The 15956-nt window shown below is 38.8% G+C and carries 15 protein-coding genes and 1 pseudogene; 13 read left to right on the top strand and 3 right to left on the bottom strand.

The window, feature by feature from the left end:
• From HMPREF1865_RS04655 to HMPREF1865_RS04690, 9 genes and pseudogenes are all read left to right on the top strand, one after another.
• Window positions 1-247 (top strand): hypothetical protein (locus tag HMPREF1865_RS04655; protein WP_196484504.1); only part of this gene is annotated, 247 nt, incomplete at its 5' end.
• On the top strand, window positions 237-1664 hold the full coding sequence (gene narH, locus HMPREF1865_RS04660; RefSeq protein WP_060919367.1) for a nitrate reductase subunit beta: 1428 nt from the start codon (window positions 237-239) through the stop codon (window positions 1662-1664). The genes HMPREF1865_RS04655 and narH, both read left to right, overlap by 11 nt.
• Entirely contained in the window at window positions 1664-2188 is a 525-nt protein-coding gene (gene narJ / locus HMPREF1865_RS04665) for a nitrate reductase molybdenum cofactor assembly chaperone (RefSeq protein ID WP_060919368.1), read from the top strand. The genes narH and narJ overlap by 1 nt, the downstream gene beginning before the upstream one ends.
• Window positions 2185-2856, top strand: a complete 672-nt coding sequence (gene narI / locus HMPREF1865_RS04670; protein WP_060919369.1) for a respiratory nitrate reductase subunit gamma — start codon at window positions 2185-2187, stop codon at window positions 2854-2856. The genes narJ and narI overlap by 4 nt, the downstream gene beginning before the upstream one ends.
• Before the next feature lie 321 nt (window positions 2857-3177).
• A pseudogene (locus HMPREF1865_RS09565) lies at window positions 3178-3318 on the top strand (hypothetical protein); the annotation flags it as partial.
• 265 nt (window positions 3319-3583) lie between these two features.
• On the top strand, window positions 3584-4855 hold the full coding sequence (locus HMPREF1865_RS04675) for a putative porin (protein ID WP_060919370.1): 1272 nt from the start codon (window positions 3584-3586) through the stop codon (window positions 4853-4855).
• 138 nt (window positions 4856-4993) lie between these two features.
• On the top strand, window positions 4994-5599 hold the full coding sequence (locus HMPREF1865_RS04680) for a hypothetical protein (RefSeq protein ID WP_060919371.1): 606 nt from the start codon (window positions 4994-4996) through the stop codon (window positions 5597-5599).
• A gap of 291 nt (window positions 5600-5890) precedes the next feature.
• Window positions 5891-7087, top strand: coding sequence for an MFS transporter (locus HMPREF1865_RS04685; RefSeq protein WP_060919372.1), 1197 nt, complete (start codon window positions 5891-5893; stop codon window positions 7085-7087).
• A gap of 204 nt (window positions 7088-7291) precedes the next feature.
• Window positions 7292-8176 carry a LysR family transcriptional regulator gene (locus HMPREF1865_RS04690; protein ID WP_021147672.1) on the top strand — a complete coding sequence of 295 codons (885 nt, stop codon included), beginning with the start codon at window positions 7292-7294 and terminating at the stop codon, window positions 8174-8176.
• Window positions 8177-8306: 130 nt separating this feature from the next.
• On the opposite strand, the gene HMPREF1865_RS04695 is transcribed toward HMPREF1865_RS04690, so the two are convergent.
• Both HMPREF1865_RS04695 and HMPREF1865_RS04700 read right to left on the bottom strand, forming a co-directional pair.
• Window positions 8307-8921 (bottom strand): LysE/ArgO family amino acid transporter, encoded by a 615-nt coding sequence (locus HMPREF1865_RS04695; protein WP_060919373.1) that lies wholly within the window; start codon window positions 8919-8921, stop codon window positions 8307-8309.
• A 135-nt stretch (window positions 8922-9056) separates the two neighbouring features.
• Window positions 9057-10097, bottom strand: coding sequence for a YeiH family protein (locus HMPREF1865_RS04700; RefSeq protein WP_060919374.1), 1041 nt, complete (start codon window positions 10095-10097; stop codon window positions 9057-9059).
• A 347-nt stretch (window positions 10098-10444) separates the two neighbouring features.
• Between HMPREF1865_RS04700 and HMPREF1865_RS04705 the strand changes: the two genes are divergently transcribed.
• The 4 genes from HMPREF1865_RS04705 to HMPREF1865_RS04720 all read left to right on the top strand — a co-directional run bounded on the left by HMPREF1865_RS04705 (window position 10445) and on the right by HMPREF1865_RS04720 (window position 15408).
• Window positions 10445-10990: a beta-class carbonic anhydrase gene (locus HMPREF1865_RS04705; RefSeq protein WP_012863820.1), complete on the top strand. Its 546-nt coding sequence runs from the start codon at window positions 10445-10447 to the stop codon at window positions 10988-10990.
• 552 nt (window positions 10991-11542) lie between these two features.
• On the top strand, window positions 11543-12295 hold the full coding sequence (gene bioD, locus HMPREF1865_RS04710; RefSeq protein WP_004693998.1) for a dethiobiotin synthase: 753 nt from the start codon (window positions 11543-11545) through the stop codon (window positions 12293-12295).
• Window positions 12296-12497: 202 nt separating this feature from the next.
• Window positions 12498-13886 carry an adenosylmethionine--8-amino-7-oxononanoate transaminase gene (gene bioA / locus HMPREF1865_RS04715; protein WP_008603034.1) on the top strand — a complete coding sequence of 463 codons (1389 nt, stop codon included), beginning with the start codon at window positions 12498-12500 and terminating at the stop codon, window positions 13884-13886.
• A 181-nt stretch (window positions 13887-14067) separates the two neighbouring features.
• Window positions 14068-15408 (top strand): anaerobic C4-dicarboxylate transporter, encoded by a 1341-nt coding sequence (locus HMPREF1865_RS04720; RefSeq protein WP_060919375.1) that lies wholly within the window; start codon window positions 14068-14070, stop codon window positions 15406-15408.
• 59 nt (window positions 15409-15467) lie between these two features.
• On the opposite strand, the gene HMPREF1865_RS04725 is transcribed toward HMPREF1865_RS04720, so the two are convergent.
• Complete coding sequence (locus tag HMPREF1865_RS04725) at window positions 15468-15890, bottom strand: Fur family transcriptional regulator (protein ID WP_060919376.1); 423 nt, start codon at window positions 15888-15890, stop codon at window positions 15468-15470.
• Between the last annotated feature and the right edge of the window lie 66 nt (window positions 15891-15956).

Genomic DNA, 15956 nt, shown 5'->3' on the forward strand with positions numbered 1-15956 from the left:
TCCTCGCGGTATTTCCTATATGCACCATTCCCAAGACCGTCATATTAACGTTCCTGGCGCGAAGGTTAAGAAACAACGCGGTGGTACGCATAATGCACCAACTCATATTCACATGAAGCCGACACACATGATCGGCGGTTATGGCCAATTGAGCTATGGCTTTAACTACTATGGCCCAACTGGTAACCAACGTGATATGACAATTGTGGCTCGTAAAATGAAGGAGGTAGATTGGCTTGAAGATTAAGGCTCAAGTATCTATGGTCCTAAATTTGGATAAGTGTTTGGGTTGTCATACATGCTCTATCACTTGTAAAAATACATGGACGAACCGCGAAGGCGCGGAATATATGTACTTTAATAACGTGGAAACTCGCCCAGGCGTAGGTTACCCACGTCATTGGGAGGACCAAGAAAAATGGAAAGGTGGCTGGACATTAGATAACTCTGGCAAATTGGCTCTTTCTACAGGTTCTAAAACAAACCGTTTGATGAAATTATTCTTCCATCCTGAACAACCAGAATTGAAGGATTACTTCGAACCTTGGACTTACGACTATGAAACATTGATTCATGGTGGTCGTAAAAATAACCAACCAGTTGCTCGTCCTCGTTCTCTTGTAACGAAACAAAAAATGGAAGTTACTTGGGGCCCTAACTGGGATGATGATTTAGCAGGTGGTCAACATGCTCGTTCCGACGTGAACTTAGCTAAGATGGGCGAAGATATCGTATTTGACTACGAAGAAGTATTCATGCGTTACTTGCCACGTCTTTGTAACCACTGCTTGAACCCTGCGTGTGTAGCGGCATGTCCATCTGGCGCCATCTACAAACGCGATGAAGATGGTGTAGTTCTCGTATCTCAAGATGTATGTCGCGGTTGGAGACATTGTGTTCCATCTTGCCCATACAAAAAAATCTTCTACAACTGGGAAACAAATAAAGCAGAAAAATGCGTATTCTGTTACCCACGTTTGGAAAATGGTTTGCCTCAAATCTGCGCTGAAACTTGCGTAGGTCGTATGCGCTACGTAGGTGTTGTGTTCTACGACATGGACAAAGTCGAAGAAATGGCAGCTACAAAAAATGAACAAGATATTTACGAAAATACAGTAGAATTAATCTTGGATCCTCATGATTCAGAAGTTATTAAAGCGGCTCGTGCTGAAGGCATCTCTGAGGCATGGATTAAAGCAGCTCAAAAATCTCCTGTATACAAACTTGTAAAAGAGTGGGGCGTGGCATTGCCATTGCATCCTGAGTATCGTACATTGCCAATGGTTTGGTATGTGCCACCGCTCAGCCCAATCTTGCAACGTGTAACATCTGATGTATACTTGCCAGATGCACACGAAATGCGCGTGCCTGTACAATACCTTGCTAACTTGTTTACAGCAGGTAATACAGACATCTTAGCTCGTACATTGCAACGTGTTCTCGACATGCGTGAATATATGCGCCGTCGTGAAACAGGCGATGGTCCTATCGAACATAAAGTTGATTTAACAGAAGATCAAATGTACGCTATGTACAAATTGTTGGCATTGTCCAAATACAATGATCGCTTTGTTATCCCATCTGATGTTAAAGTATCTCGCGAAGGTCGCCTAGAAATGCAACAAAATCGCGGATTTGCTTGCCCTACAGGGGGATGTCAATAATGAAGGATGCTCAGAAAATCGCTCTTATTGCGTCATTTCTTCTGCGCTATCCTGATGAACAATGGTATAACGAATTACCTGAATGGAGAGAGGACGCCCAATCCGTTGGGCATCCTCAACTTCGCCAAGGCTTATTAGAATTCTTCGACTATATAGAGGAATCCGATAAAAAAGAATTCGAAGACCAATATGTTCGTACCTTTGATTTTAGTCAAAATACAACCATGTATTTATCGACCTATGAGTTACAAGGTACAGGGGAGCAAGCGGAAGAACTCGTAAAATTTAAAGCTTTCTTCCTCGAAAACGACTATGATTTGCCAAAAGAAATGCCGGATTACATTCCAGCACTTCTTGAACTCTGTGCTGTTATCGATGAAGAAAAATCAAAAGAAATTTACGACTATTGTAAGCCAAAATTGGAATACATTAGGGAACGCTTCATTGAGGCTAAACTGCCTTATGCATTCTTGTTTGATATTATCTTGTCTGTTGCAAATGGATTGGAGGACGGTGCACGATGAATCTATTCCTTTGGGGCGCGTTGCCTTACATCGCTTTCACCTTCTTAATCGTAGGTACTTTGGTTCGTTTCTTCTACTTTGAAAGAAACTGGACTACAAAATCGAGTGAATTTTTAGAGAAAAAACAATTGCGCATTGCTAATCCATTGTTCCACTTTGGCTTGCTATGCGTTATCGGCGGTCACGTAGTAGGTGTATTAATTCCTAAAACTTGGACTGCTGCTATTGGTATTAATGACCATATGTACCATGAAGGTGCGTTATATATGGGTGCTGTAGCTGGTATTATCTTCATCGTAGGCTTCTTGCTCTTGATGAAACGCCGCTTTACTGTGCCTGCTATGAAAGTTAACACATCTGGCCTTGATAAATGGTTATATTTGTTCTTAACATTAGCTATTTTCAGCGGTATGGCTGGTACATTGCTTAATGCATCTGGTTTCTTTGATTACCGTGTATCCATCGGCCCGTGGTTCCGTAGCTTACTATCCTTTATGCCGGATCCATCCTTGATGGAAGGTGTACCATTCATGTTTAAATTCCATATGTTGGCATGGATGGTGGTTGCTATTATCTTCCCATTCAGCCGTTTGGTACACTGCTTGAGTGTTCCACTCAACTATTTAACACGTCCGTTCATCGTATATCGTAAACGGGATCAAAAATAATTAGGATGATGATTAATTTGTATGCCTATATATAATAGGATTTATTAATCTATGGCCCCTTGTAGTGGTGAAAGCATATGCTCACAACTATGAGGGGCTTTTTATTTACCGATTCTGTATTAGTAGATTACAATGTATTCTCTGTAGAGAAAAAATTTATTCATTGTAATAAACTTAGAATTACTATAATAGGCATTTTAATTTAGAATTATTCTTATAATATATACTACGTATCTAATATAAGTAATCTACAAAATTCGATTTAAATGATAAACTATATCGTATAGATTGAATTTTTTAGGTATTATTTTCGAGAGGTATATGACAGCCCTAGTTGCTGCAGATATTCATATTCATGGTTTTAATCGTATTTCTAAAATGGTGCCATTTTTACAAGTGCTTGATATCATTACATACGGTCTCGTTCTTTACTGCATTTACTTGATGTTTAAAAAGAAATAATATGAATTACTAGAATCCCTTCTGTATCATGCAGAAGGGATTTTTCGTTACATTTATAGTTTCTAGTAAATTAACATAGGATATTATCAGTTTGAGTCATAAATGATTGTGAGATTGATATACATTTTTCCTTTACTCATATAATAAAAATTGTTATTATCTGTATGTTAAACATGATAATGATAATTAGGTTCGTAAATTCATTGTCTGTTCATTTTTATTCTTGTTATTTTTATTTCTGTTATTTTATTGTGTGAGGTTTAGTATGATTAAACGTAAAATGACCAGTGCTTTTGCAGTGGCTGCCATGATGGGTGTGGCTACAGCTTTTGCTGTTAACCCATTTTCCGATGTCCCTTCTGATAGCTGGGCTTATCAAGCAGTAGATCAATTAGCTACAGCTGGTATTATCAATGGATATCCTGATGGTACTTTCAAAGGTCAAAATAATATTACGCGTTACGAAATGGCTCAAATGATTGCGAAAGGTATGGCTAATCAAGATCGGGCAAATGCGGAACAACAAGCTATGTTAAATCGCTTGGCGGATGAATTTTCCAATGAATTGAATACACTTGGTGTGCGTGTAGCTAAATTGGAAGACCGCGTAGGCAATGTAAAAGTTACTGGTGATGCTCGTATCAACTACATCGGTAAAGAGGGTGGCGATGGTTATGATTACGAAGATAAGATCACAGCTCGTGTACGTCTAGGTCTCGATGCAAAGGTTAATAAAAATACCTCTGTTAAAGCTCGTATTACTACAGGTTCTATTGAGCTAGGTGATAGCTCTAAAGAGGCACAAGCTAATTGGGATTTGGCATACGTAGAGCACAAGTTCGGTAAAAATGTTGTGGTCGATGCGGGTCGCTATACTCAAAAATTTGGCGGTGGTCTCATTTATAACTCCAACTTTGATGGGGTAGGCGCTACAGCTAAGCTTGGTAAAAAAGTGACATTAAACGGTGGCTATGGTTATATGACAGCAGGCCGCTTTGCAAAAGTATCCAAGGAAAATAACGGCGATGTAGGCATTGTGAATGCTAATGTGGCTGTAAATGATCGCTTTAGCTTTGGTGGTATGCTTGCTCATGTTGGTACAGCGAATGTACGCATGGGTAATGGCAAGAAAAATAATGACTTTGATAATGTATATGGCTTCAATGCGAAATATAATGTAGGTAAACTTGATGTTCACGGTGAGTGGGTTAAAGCATCAGGCTTGAGTGATTCTGATATTTGGAATGTAGGTGCTAAATGGGGCAACTACAAAATTGATAAAAAGAACTCTTGGGTAGTAGGCTTAGATTACTACGATCAAGCTAAAAATGCACCGATTTTCAAAACACAAAAATACGAATCTAATGATTTACAAAAAACAATGCGTTTTGAAGGTTATAAGGCGTGGGAGTTGGGCGCATCTTATGCACCAGAGAAAAATATCGGCATTAATGCATACTACGGTTTCAATGCTAAAACACAAGAAGGCAGTCGCGTAAATGATTACTATCGTGCGGATCTTAACTTCAAATTCTAATGTAATAATTGGATTCTAATTTAATCAGTAATTAGTTCTAAGTAAAATGCTATAGGGTGAGAGTGTTTTATTAGCATGCTACATTAGGCCAAACTAGATGTATACTTGTAGATCGTATAGGACATAGAGAGGTTTATTATGGCAGAAGTTGTAAAAAAACAGTTTAAGAGTAAATACCATATTTTAATTTGGATTGCAGTTTTATCCCTAATATTTATGGGTATGGTGGAATATGGTTATGTAACAGGTGGTAGACCATTCGGCAACTGGAAGGTTCACTTAGGACTTATTCCTTATGTGGCATGGCTTGTATTAACATACATTGCAACAAAACCAAAATGGTTTATCAAACGATATAATCCAAAAGAAATGTTTGAAATTCATCGCATCGTAGGTATTGTTAGTGTTGTTCTCGTATGTGCACACTGGTATGTATACTTCTTGAAAGCTTTGAAATCCTTCTTAGGCTTCTGGGGCGGTTATATCTCCCTTGTGGCTATGTTTATTGCTCTTATCTTTGCGGTATTATACTTAACACCTTGGGTAGGCAATATGGCAAAATCTGTATCCCGTAAAAAAGCAATCTGGATTCATCGCTTGAATCTAATTGCCATTATTGCGGCAAATATCCATGTTCATGGATTTGGCCGTTTATCTAAAATGGTACCATTCTTGCCTGTATTTGACGTAGTAACTTATGCGCTTGTTATTTACTATATTTATTGGATGTTCAAACAAAAATAATATATTGTAGGCATCTCTTTCTTTAGTAAAAGTAGGGGAACCACATGATAAAAGAGACCATCTCTGGCCCTAATGGGTATAAGCGATGGTCTTTTTTTGTCGTTTGCGATACAATAGAATCATAAGTATATATTCTATGGATTTATGTAAATATATGCTGTTGCATTCTTTTGAGGTAAGAATAAAAATCTGTTCTATAAACATTTCTTTTGTATTATAGTATACTTTAGCTCATATCGATATGTATATTACTACCTTTATAGGTAATTTCAAATAGGAAAGAAGGATATTATGGATTCTTCTTGGAAACGAATTATATACCTAATCTGTACTATACAGGTTGGTGGGGGTATAACAATTATCGGTGTATTATCCTTCCTTCCGTTATTTTTAGCTGAGCTAGGTCTTCATGATCCAGGAGAAGCGGCCATGTGGGCAGGTCTTGTATCAGGTGTAACACCTTGTATGGTGGCTCTTAGTGCTCCCTATTGGTCGCGTAAGGCAAATCAGCTTGGTCCACGTAAGGTAATGATGTTCATCTTGTTTACCCTGATGGTTACGGTCGGTGCCTGTGCTTTTACACAAACACCATGGCAGTTATTGATGTTACGTATCTTGCAAGGCGTGGTGGGGGGATATGTTCCGATAGGCTTGGCTATTATTATTCTCATAACCCCTGAGGATAAGGTACCTTGGGCAATGGGTTTATATCAAGCCTCCATGGTTATGGGCCTCGTTTTTGGACCACTCATGGGTGGGCTGGCGGCTGATTTATTAGGTTATCGCGCACCATTTATTATGTTCTCAGCCTTAACAGGGCTTTGTATGTTAGGGATTTATCTATTCATGCCTAATCTACAGTTTGAGCATAAGGTAGATGCTAGAGAGTCGCAGCTGTCTCTAATTAAATCCTTTTTGGTCATACCTCGTGTTCGCCTTTTGGTAGGGCTATTGTTTCTATGTAATTTTGGTATTACCGGTATTGGCCCCATTTTACCACTATACATTAAGCACTATATGCATATGAATGATGAGTTTGTAGCCACTATTGTTGGTATAATCATCTTTGGCGCTGGTTTGTTTAGTGCTTTAGCCTCAATCTCCATTGGCAAGATAACAGAACGTTTAACCATGCCTCGTATTGTTTTTACTGCTACATGGGCTGTAGGGACTTTGTTTATACTTCAATATATAATGCCTAGTATATGGGGCCTTGGCATATTCCGTGCCATTGCAGGATTTTTCATGGGCTTTATTACACCGATTGCCAATACGCTCATATCCAAGGCTGTTCCTATTGAGCGCCGAGGTATCGTATTTGGTGCGGTGTCCAGTGTAGCCATGATGGGAAATGTATTGGGGCCTGTCCTTAGTGGTATGATTGCTCGCGCCTTTGGGTATGGGGCGGTCTTTTGGTCTACAGCAGCTATATTCTTTGTAGCGGCCCTGTTTATTTATCGTAGTTTAGTTATTCCTAGTGAAAGTTAATCATCATAGCTGATCTGCTTTCACCGTTTTAGACATAGTTAAATATATTTAGTATTATGTAGAGGATCGATAGATACTATAGATTCTATGTAAGATACTATGTAGAGAAAACGTATAGCAAACTCCAATATGGGGCTGTATGTTGCGAAATGTTTCAAAGGTATTGATTTGTCTAATCCGTAAGAGAGATGAGAGTGCATCGTTATGTTATTAAAACAATTAGAGTATTTTGTATGTGTAGTAGATAATAATAGTTTTACACAAGCCGCAACAGAGCAATATGTATCTCAATCTGCTATATCTCAGCAAATTAAAGCTCTTGAAAATAGCCTTGGTGTTGAATTAATGGTTCGAGAGAAACGAAGTTTTCATCTAACACCAGCAGGACAATATTTATATCGATCTGGTAAGAAGCTATTAGAACGGTTCCATGATATTAAGGTAGAAACGACACGCATTGGTACAGATGCACGGGTGAGTTTGCGCATTGGCTATTTGAACCGTTATAGTGGGATTGCTATGCAGCAAACTGTGATTCGCATGGCAAAGCGTTATAAAAATTTAGATATTCGTATGTACAGCGGCAGTCATGAAGAGCTATATGGCATGCTCAGCGATCGTCGTGTAGATGTAGTATTTAATGATCAATGGCAAATTTTATCTGATGATTTTGAAAGTCATTTAATTGATAAAGCCACTACATTTATAGAGGTACCACAAGGATATACTAATGAAGATTGTGTAGAACTAAAGCATATCGATGATTTACCACTTATTTTATTGTGTCGCGGGAAATATACCTTGTCTGAAGAGGAACACTATCGCAAAGCCATAGGTTATAATGGTGCCTTCGCTTATGCTCGTACGTTAGAAGAAGCACGATACTTGGTTGCAGGGCAGCAAGGGCTATTACTATTAGATTGTTTTAAATACTTAACAGATCCTATGCCAGGTATTGAACGTAAGGTATTGACGAATCATGGTAAACCTATGGAACGCCACTACTACTTTATATCGCAACGAAATCAAAATAATTCGTATATTGTAGCTCTTAGAGATATGTTCCGGCAGGTACTTGAAGAATTATAAATGAGATTATAAATGAAAAAGCCGTTAGCAACTTGCTAACGACTTTTTTCTTTTTCTGTACATCATCTATTTGTATTTTTCTTATATAGTTATGATGGTATTAGTGATTTAGACTTTTCTTTGTATAACCTTACAAAAAGTCTCTTAACATCATGAAGCCATCAATACATAATTTGATACCGTAAATGACGAGAACTGAACCACAGAAACGATTAATCCATGCCATATGAGTAATTTTAATTTTTTTAGCTAGTAGATGCATTGTAGTAGCTAGAGAACCGAACCAAATAGGTGTCATAACCAAGAAACCAGCGAAGAAGTGGTAGATGCTTTCTTTTGGAATATTAGCTTGAAAAGCACCGAGCATCATTGTCGCATCTAGAATGGCTTGAGGATTGCCCCATGATACCGCAATGGCTGAGACAATAATTTTTCTAATTGGAATATGCGTGTCCACATTGCGTATGTCTGGTTCAGTTTTAAATATATTAAAGCCCATATAAACAATGAGGAGTCCCCCAAAGATGAGAACTATAAGCTTTGTGAGTGGCCACATTTCAAGAACGGTACCAATACCATAGAAGGCGGCAGCACTTAAACTCATGTCAAAAAACGCTAGTATGATTAGCGTCAATATAATGCGACGGACAGGTTGCACCAAGGCCGTATTAATAATGAAGAGGTTTTGCATGCCAACAGGGGCAAACGTAGCGAGGCCGACAAGAAGTCCTTGTAAGAAGTACATATTAACCCTCCTGACTATGGTATGATAAAGTACTAATAAGGTGAATAGTAGCACGAAACCCCTCCATTACTGGAGGGGTTCTTACTATTCTATTCATATATAATTATAACATAATATACAATATATGTATATTTTCTACCATAAACCTATCATATGTTGTGCCATAAGGCTTACAGCGGAGATAGCAATCCAGCAACAAGCGCCTAAGGCAAGGGCAGAGCCGCCAGTTTTTAATAATTTTACAATATTTGTATTAAGGCCGATTGCTACCATGGCCATTGTAATAAAGTATTTAGAAATTGTTTTGAAGATACTCAAGAATTGAATATCTACATTAGCATAGGATAATGCTGTTGTGATAAGGGAGCAAAGTACAAAGTATAAAACGAATCTTGGAAAAATCTTAGCAATACTAACGTTTGCACCATCTGTCTGAGAGGCATTTTTCTTGGCTTTGTATACTTGATAACTAGCGAGGCCTAAGCATATAGGAATGATAGCTAGGGTACGTGTTAGTTTTACGATAGTAGCATATTCTAGAACTTGTGTGCCCGTACCCTTCATACTATCCCATACAGCAGCTGTTGCTGTTACAGAAGAAGTATCGTTAACTGCAGTACCAGCGAACAATCCAAAGCCCATGTTAGAGAGTCCAATGGCGTCACCTAATTGAGGAAATACGAAGGCGGCTACTACATTGAAGAAGAATACAACAGAGATTGCTTGTGCAATATCATGATCTTCAGCTTTAATAACTGGTGCCGCTGCAGCAATAGCGGAACCACCACAAATGGATGAACCAACACCGATGAGAACAGCTGAGTTAGAGTCAATATGGGTTAATCGATAAATAACATAAGATACGATTAACGATGTAGCGATGGTAGAAATGATGACAGGTAAAGAAATCCAACCTACATGTAGAATCTGTGTAATGTTAAGACCAAAGCCCAACAAAATAACGGCCCACTGTAAAATCTTTTTGGATGTAAATCCAATGCCAGCACCTGTTTTTTCCCGTTTCCAAGAGGTAAAGATAGAACCAATAATTATACCTAAAATGATGGCAAAGATTGGACTACCTACTAGATGAAATTGCTGTCCTAGTAGCCAACAAGGAATAGCGAGAATGGCACAGAGTAAAATGCCTGGCAACGTTTTTTGATTGATACCCATTATAAAACCTCCTTACTGTACATACAGTTCACGTCATATGCGGTATCATGTGGCGTTTGCTTTCTATAGTGTTAATAGTACCATAGGAAGGGTTTTTAAATCTACCATATATGCCAGAATTATACAGAATATTCATCGCATTTTTGAAGTTTTTATATGATTTATATAAATAAAAACAAATTATAAGATAGGAGTTAATATTATTAAGTTAAAGATTTTGTATAATCGTAAAATTCATAATAATAATTTATAAGTTGTAATTTAAACTTGTTTTGTGATGAATAAGGTGTATATAATGAATAGAATCTATTTCAGGTGGAAATAGAGTATATAAAGTGAGGACCTTTATGATTGATATTACAAAAATAATTGAAACCAATAAAGAATATGTGAAACAACACCCTGAGCTACCAAAGGCGGGGCTAACAAGCCATCCTACAAAAAAGTTAGGCATCGTAACTTGTATGGATACCCGCTTAGTAGGTATGCTAGAAGAAGCACTAGGCTTTAATCGAGGTGAGATAATTGTCATCAAAACTGCAGGAAATAGTGTAACACAACCTATCGATAACATTGTGCAAAGCTTGCTCGTTGCTACCTATGGTATGGAAATTGAAGATGTGCTAATTATCGGTCATGAAAACTGCGGTATGATCGATTTTTCTGCTACTACATTCATGGAATCTATGAAAGCAAAAGGTATCAGTGAAGATGCTATTCGCATGATCGAACCGGGCCTTATCGACTGGATGGATCGATTCCATATCTCTGAAGACAATGTAATTTATACAGTTAACTTCCTACGCCACCATCCACTATTTCCAAAAGGGATGGGTTTCTATGGGGGCATGATGGATCCTGATACAGGCGAATTTCGCTACCTCGAAATCTAGGCTAAGATTTGATGGAGTCCAAGTTGATTTGTACATTTAGGTAAAAAAGAACGATAATTAACCTATACGCTCCAAAGCAAGCTAAGTCGCTAATTGGTTAGTTATCACTCTTTTTATAACTGTATTTGTGAACTCGTCCCATCGAGTCTATCCATAAATCAATAAAACAAAATTCACTGTATCAAAAGAGAAAGGGAATGGCTTAGCCATTCCCTTTCTCTTTTCCCATATAGCCAACCTATTATTATCGTATTCAAAATAGCGGTCTGTGACTCTATGGGACTAATATTGCGATAATGTTATAAAAAGCTGTGTTCCTAAGCGAAGTACGACTTAGTTTACTATGGAGCGCGGAGGTTAGGGACACAGCTTTTTAGCTAAAATATAGCGATGTATTCGGGCCCCATAGAGTCATAGCATCGTAAACTTGAATAGTAATAATAGGTTGACTATATATTCCTTTTCGCTGTATATTGTAATTAGATTGTAAACTTAATCATATAAATTAGTTAACCTATGTGGCAGTAAGTATTCGCTTGAGAGGAGCTTTGTATGAAGCAGTTAGGTATTTCTATAATCGGTACAGATACAGATGTAGGTAAGACGTTTGTGACAGGGTTATTGGGGGCGATGGCTGTAGACGATGGCTTTGCTGTTGGTATGGTGAAACCTGTGTCTTCTAGTGCAGTTCCTTTCCCTGAATGTGTGACGATGGATGAGGATAATTATAATATTGGCCTTGAGAGTAAAGATGCAACACATTTGATGCGCTCGGCAGGTATTCCTGAATCTCGTCGTCATGAAGTGAATCCTTATGCTATTGCCGGTGATTTTTCACCTCGCCTTGCAGCGGAATTGGCTGGTATCGAGATTGACTATGATGGCCTTGTAGAACATACATTAGATGTAGTGAGTCGCTATGACATAACCTTTGTAGAAGGTGCAGGCGGTATCACGACCCCTCTCTATGGAGATAAAACTTTCACGGATTTTATGAAAGATATCAAATTACCAGCTATTGTTGTAGCAGATGGTCGCCTTGGATCTATTAATCGTGCCGTTTTGACTTGCGAATATGCTAAGTTGCATGGTATCGAGGTGAAAGCTATTATCGTAAATGATACAACAGCTGTAGACCTGTTTTTGTTGAAAACAAATGTGGCAGATATGGAGCGTTACACAGGTGTTCCTGTAGTAGCTGTAGTGCCGCCATATCAAGGACCGGATATTCACAAGGTTCAACTTGGTTGGGCTCGATCTTTTATTGATTCTAAGGAATTATGGAACACAGTATTAGGTCTATAAATAATAATTGGCTGATTTTATATTAGCTATAGCAATTTAATATATATTAACAGTGATATTGAGTACATATTAACAGTGATTTTGAGACATATTTAATTTGTAATTTAGCATACCTTAGATAGGGCAATTTAATTTAGTTTATATAAGGTATATGTAATAGAGAGTTATAGTTTGTAAAACTTAGTAAGTATGAGGTGACAAAATGGCAGAGAAACAGCTTTCACAAGCAGCACAATGGGACCACGAGTTTGTATGGCATCCATTTACACAAATGCAAGATTGGCTAGCACAAGAACCAGTAGTAATTGAACGCGGTGAGGGGGTATACCTCATCGATGAAAACGGTAAAAAGTATTACGATGGCGTATCCTCTTTGTGGGTTAATATTCATGGTCACAACCATCCTGTATTGAACCAAGCATTGAAGGATCAAATCGATAAAATTGCGCATAGCACGTTATTAGGCCTCGTAAGTCCTCCGTCTGCACAATTGTGTAAAGAACTTGTAGAGCTTGCTCCAGAAGGCTTAGATAAAGTATTCCTCTCTGATGATGGCAGTACAGCTATCGAAGTGGCTATTAAAATGGCGTACCAATACCGTCAACAAGTAGGGCAAACGAAAAAGACTAAGTTCATTGCCCTCAATGCAGGCTATCATGGGGATACATTAGGTACCGTATCCGTAGGTGGTATTCAATTATTCCACCAAGTATTCCATAATCTATTATTTAAACCATTAACATTGCCAAGCCCTGGTGTGTATAGAGATTTGGCAGATCGAGATAAAGCTTTTGAAGAGTCGTTGACTGAATTGGAACGTATCCTTAACGAAGAAGGTGATGAAATCACAGCTCTTGTTATGGAACCATTGGTGCAAGCAGCAGCGGGCATGCTCGTAATGCCTCACGGCTATTTGAAACGAGTTCGTGAGTTAACAGAACAACACGATGTATTCCTCATCGTTGACGAAGTAGCTACTGGCTTTGGCCGAACTGGCAAATTCTTTGCTTGCGAACATGAAGGGGTATCTCCAGATTTTATGACCTTATCCAAAGGCATCACTGGTGGGTACCTTCCATTAGCGGCAACATTGACTACACAACGCGTATTCGACGCATTCCTCGGTACCTTTGAGGAAAAGAAAACCTTCTATCATGGTCACTCCTATACTGGTAATGCCTTGGCCTGTGCCGTTGCGTTGGCTTCTTTGAAAGTATTCCGTGATGAAAAGGTAATTGAACAATTGCCTGCTAAAGTAGAAGCTTTCACAAAGGCTCTAGAACCTATAAAATCTTTGAAACATGTTAAAGAGGTTCGTCAGCGGGGCCTCATTGTAGGTATTGAACTTGAAAAAGATGTGTCCACCCATGAAGCGTATCGCCCAAATGATGCGGTAGGTGCTAAGGTGGCAATCCTTGCCCGTGAACAAGGTCTTATTTGCCGCCCTATTGGCGACGTGGTTATCCTTATGCCTCCATTGGCATCGACTGTGGAACAATTAGAGGACATGGTTCGTATTGTAGGTGAAAGTATCCAACGTGCCACTGAGGAAGAGGGGATACTTGAAGATATGCGCCCAATTATTTTATAATGCTAAATTAATTATTGAAAAGCTACACCTATTGTCTTTTGTTAGTAGTTTAAGGCAATGGGGTGTAGTTTTTTTGCATAACATATCGAAATTTCGTTATATTTTAAACTATAGACTATACAAAACTCGATGATTATTTAGCATATCTATGATACTATATATGTATAAAGGAGGTCATCGTATGGACATTTATGTAATTATGCAAGTTATTATTTTATTTGGTGCCATCTTCCTCGGTGTTCGCCTAGGTGGCATGGGCATCGGTTACGCTGGCGGCCTTGGGGTTGTGTTGTTAAGCCTTGGTATGGGGATGTTTCCGGGACAGATTCCATGGGATGTAATTCTGATTATCATGTCTGCTATCGCAGCCATCTGTGCCTTACAGTTAGCCGGCGGTCTTGATTATTTGGTGCGCATTGCTGAAAGTATTTTGCGTAAAAATCCTAAGCATATCAACTATTTAGCACCAACTGTTACGTATTTCTTAACTATTTTAGCGGGTACTGGTCATACAGCATTCTCTATGATTCCAGTAATCGTAGAGGTGGCGAAAAGTGAAAATATTAAGCCATCTGTGCCATTGTCCATCGCCGTTGTAGCGAGTCAAATTGGTATCACAGCGAGTCCTGTATCGGCAGCCGTAGTTGCTATGACTGGGGTCCTTGAGCCATATGGTGTTAACTATCCTACATTGCTCGCCATCTGTATTTCCACAACATTTGTAGGGGTTATGATTACGGCATTTATCATGTCTACCTTTGCGAATAATGATTTATCTTCTGATCCAGTGTATCAAGAACGTTTGGCGGCAGGTCATGTGGCGCCACCTCGTGAAAAAAGCACTGATTTCCATTTAAAACCTGGTGGGAAAACTTCTGTATTGATTTTCTTGATTGGTATCATTTGTATCGTATTCTACGCAACAGCAATTTCCAAAAATATTGGTCTTATTAAACCAGTTATCTTTGGTCGAAATGATGCTATCATCGGCTTTATGATGATTATTGCGGCTGCTATCACATTTTTCTGTAAGCTTGATACAGCAGAACTTGTTAATACAAGTACATTCAAATCTGGCTTATCCGCTTGTGTCTGTGTACTAGGTGTAGCATGGTTGGGCGATACCTTTGTAAAAGGTCATATCCCTGAAATCAAAGCGCTCGCTTCTAGCATGGTAACAGCATATCCGTTCCTATTGGCGGTAGCTTTCTTCTTTGCAAGTACATTGTTGTATAGTCAAGCGGCAACTACGCAAGCTTTGGTACCAGCTGTAATTTTAGCTCTCGGTATTACACCAGAGAACACAGGATCTGTTTACATTATTATCGCATCCTTTGCAGCTGTATCTGCACTCTTTGTATTGCCTACATATCCAACACTTTTGGGGGCTGTACAAATGGACGATACGGGCTCTACGCGAATTGGTAAACTCGTATTTAACCATCCGTTCTTCATTCCAGGCGTACTTGCTATTGCCATCTCCGTAGCACTCGGTTTTGTAGTAGCTCCGTTGATGCTGTAATTGGTGAAAGCTAAATACGGTTAATTCCAAAGTATACGCTAAAACGTTAAAGGACGTAACTACAGTGTTACGTCCTTTTTGTTATCCTTACAGTTTCTACAGATTCCAGCGATCTCTAAGTGATGTTCCGTCACAGTAAATCCTGCTTCGCTGAGTTCTTTAGGCATTTCTACGACGGGACAGGTATGTAGAGGTATCATGGCACCACAGCTCGTACATACAGCATAGTGGCGGTGTGTATGAGGGGTGATTTCATAATATGCCATATCACTACCCATGAGCGTGGTACGTGTAACGATACCCTTAGTTTCTAATAGTTCAAGTGTACGGTAGATAGTAGACATCCAAGTAGTGCTACCGTCACCTAAGCGTTCTGCGATTTCAAGGGCTGTAATGGGTTTATCTGTAGTTGTTAATACAGACCAAATGGCTTCGCGCTGTTTGGTCTTTTTTATGCCTTCTGGCCAAGTTGTTGTATTCATAGCTCTCTTTCGATTCTATTTTAATACTAAACATGCTATACACCTGTATAGTTAAATGACTTATAT

Origin of the sequence: Veillonella parvula (assembly GCF_001553335.1) — a bacterium.
Lineage (GTDB): Bacteria > Bacillota > Negativicutes > Veillonellales > Veillonellaceae > Veillonella > Veillonella parvula_S.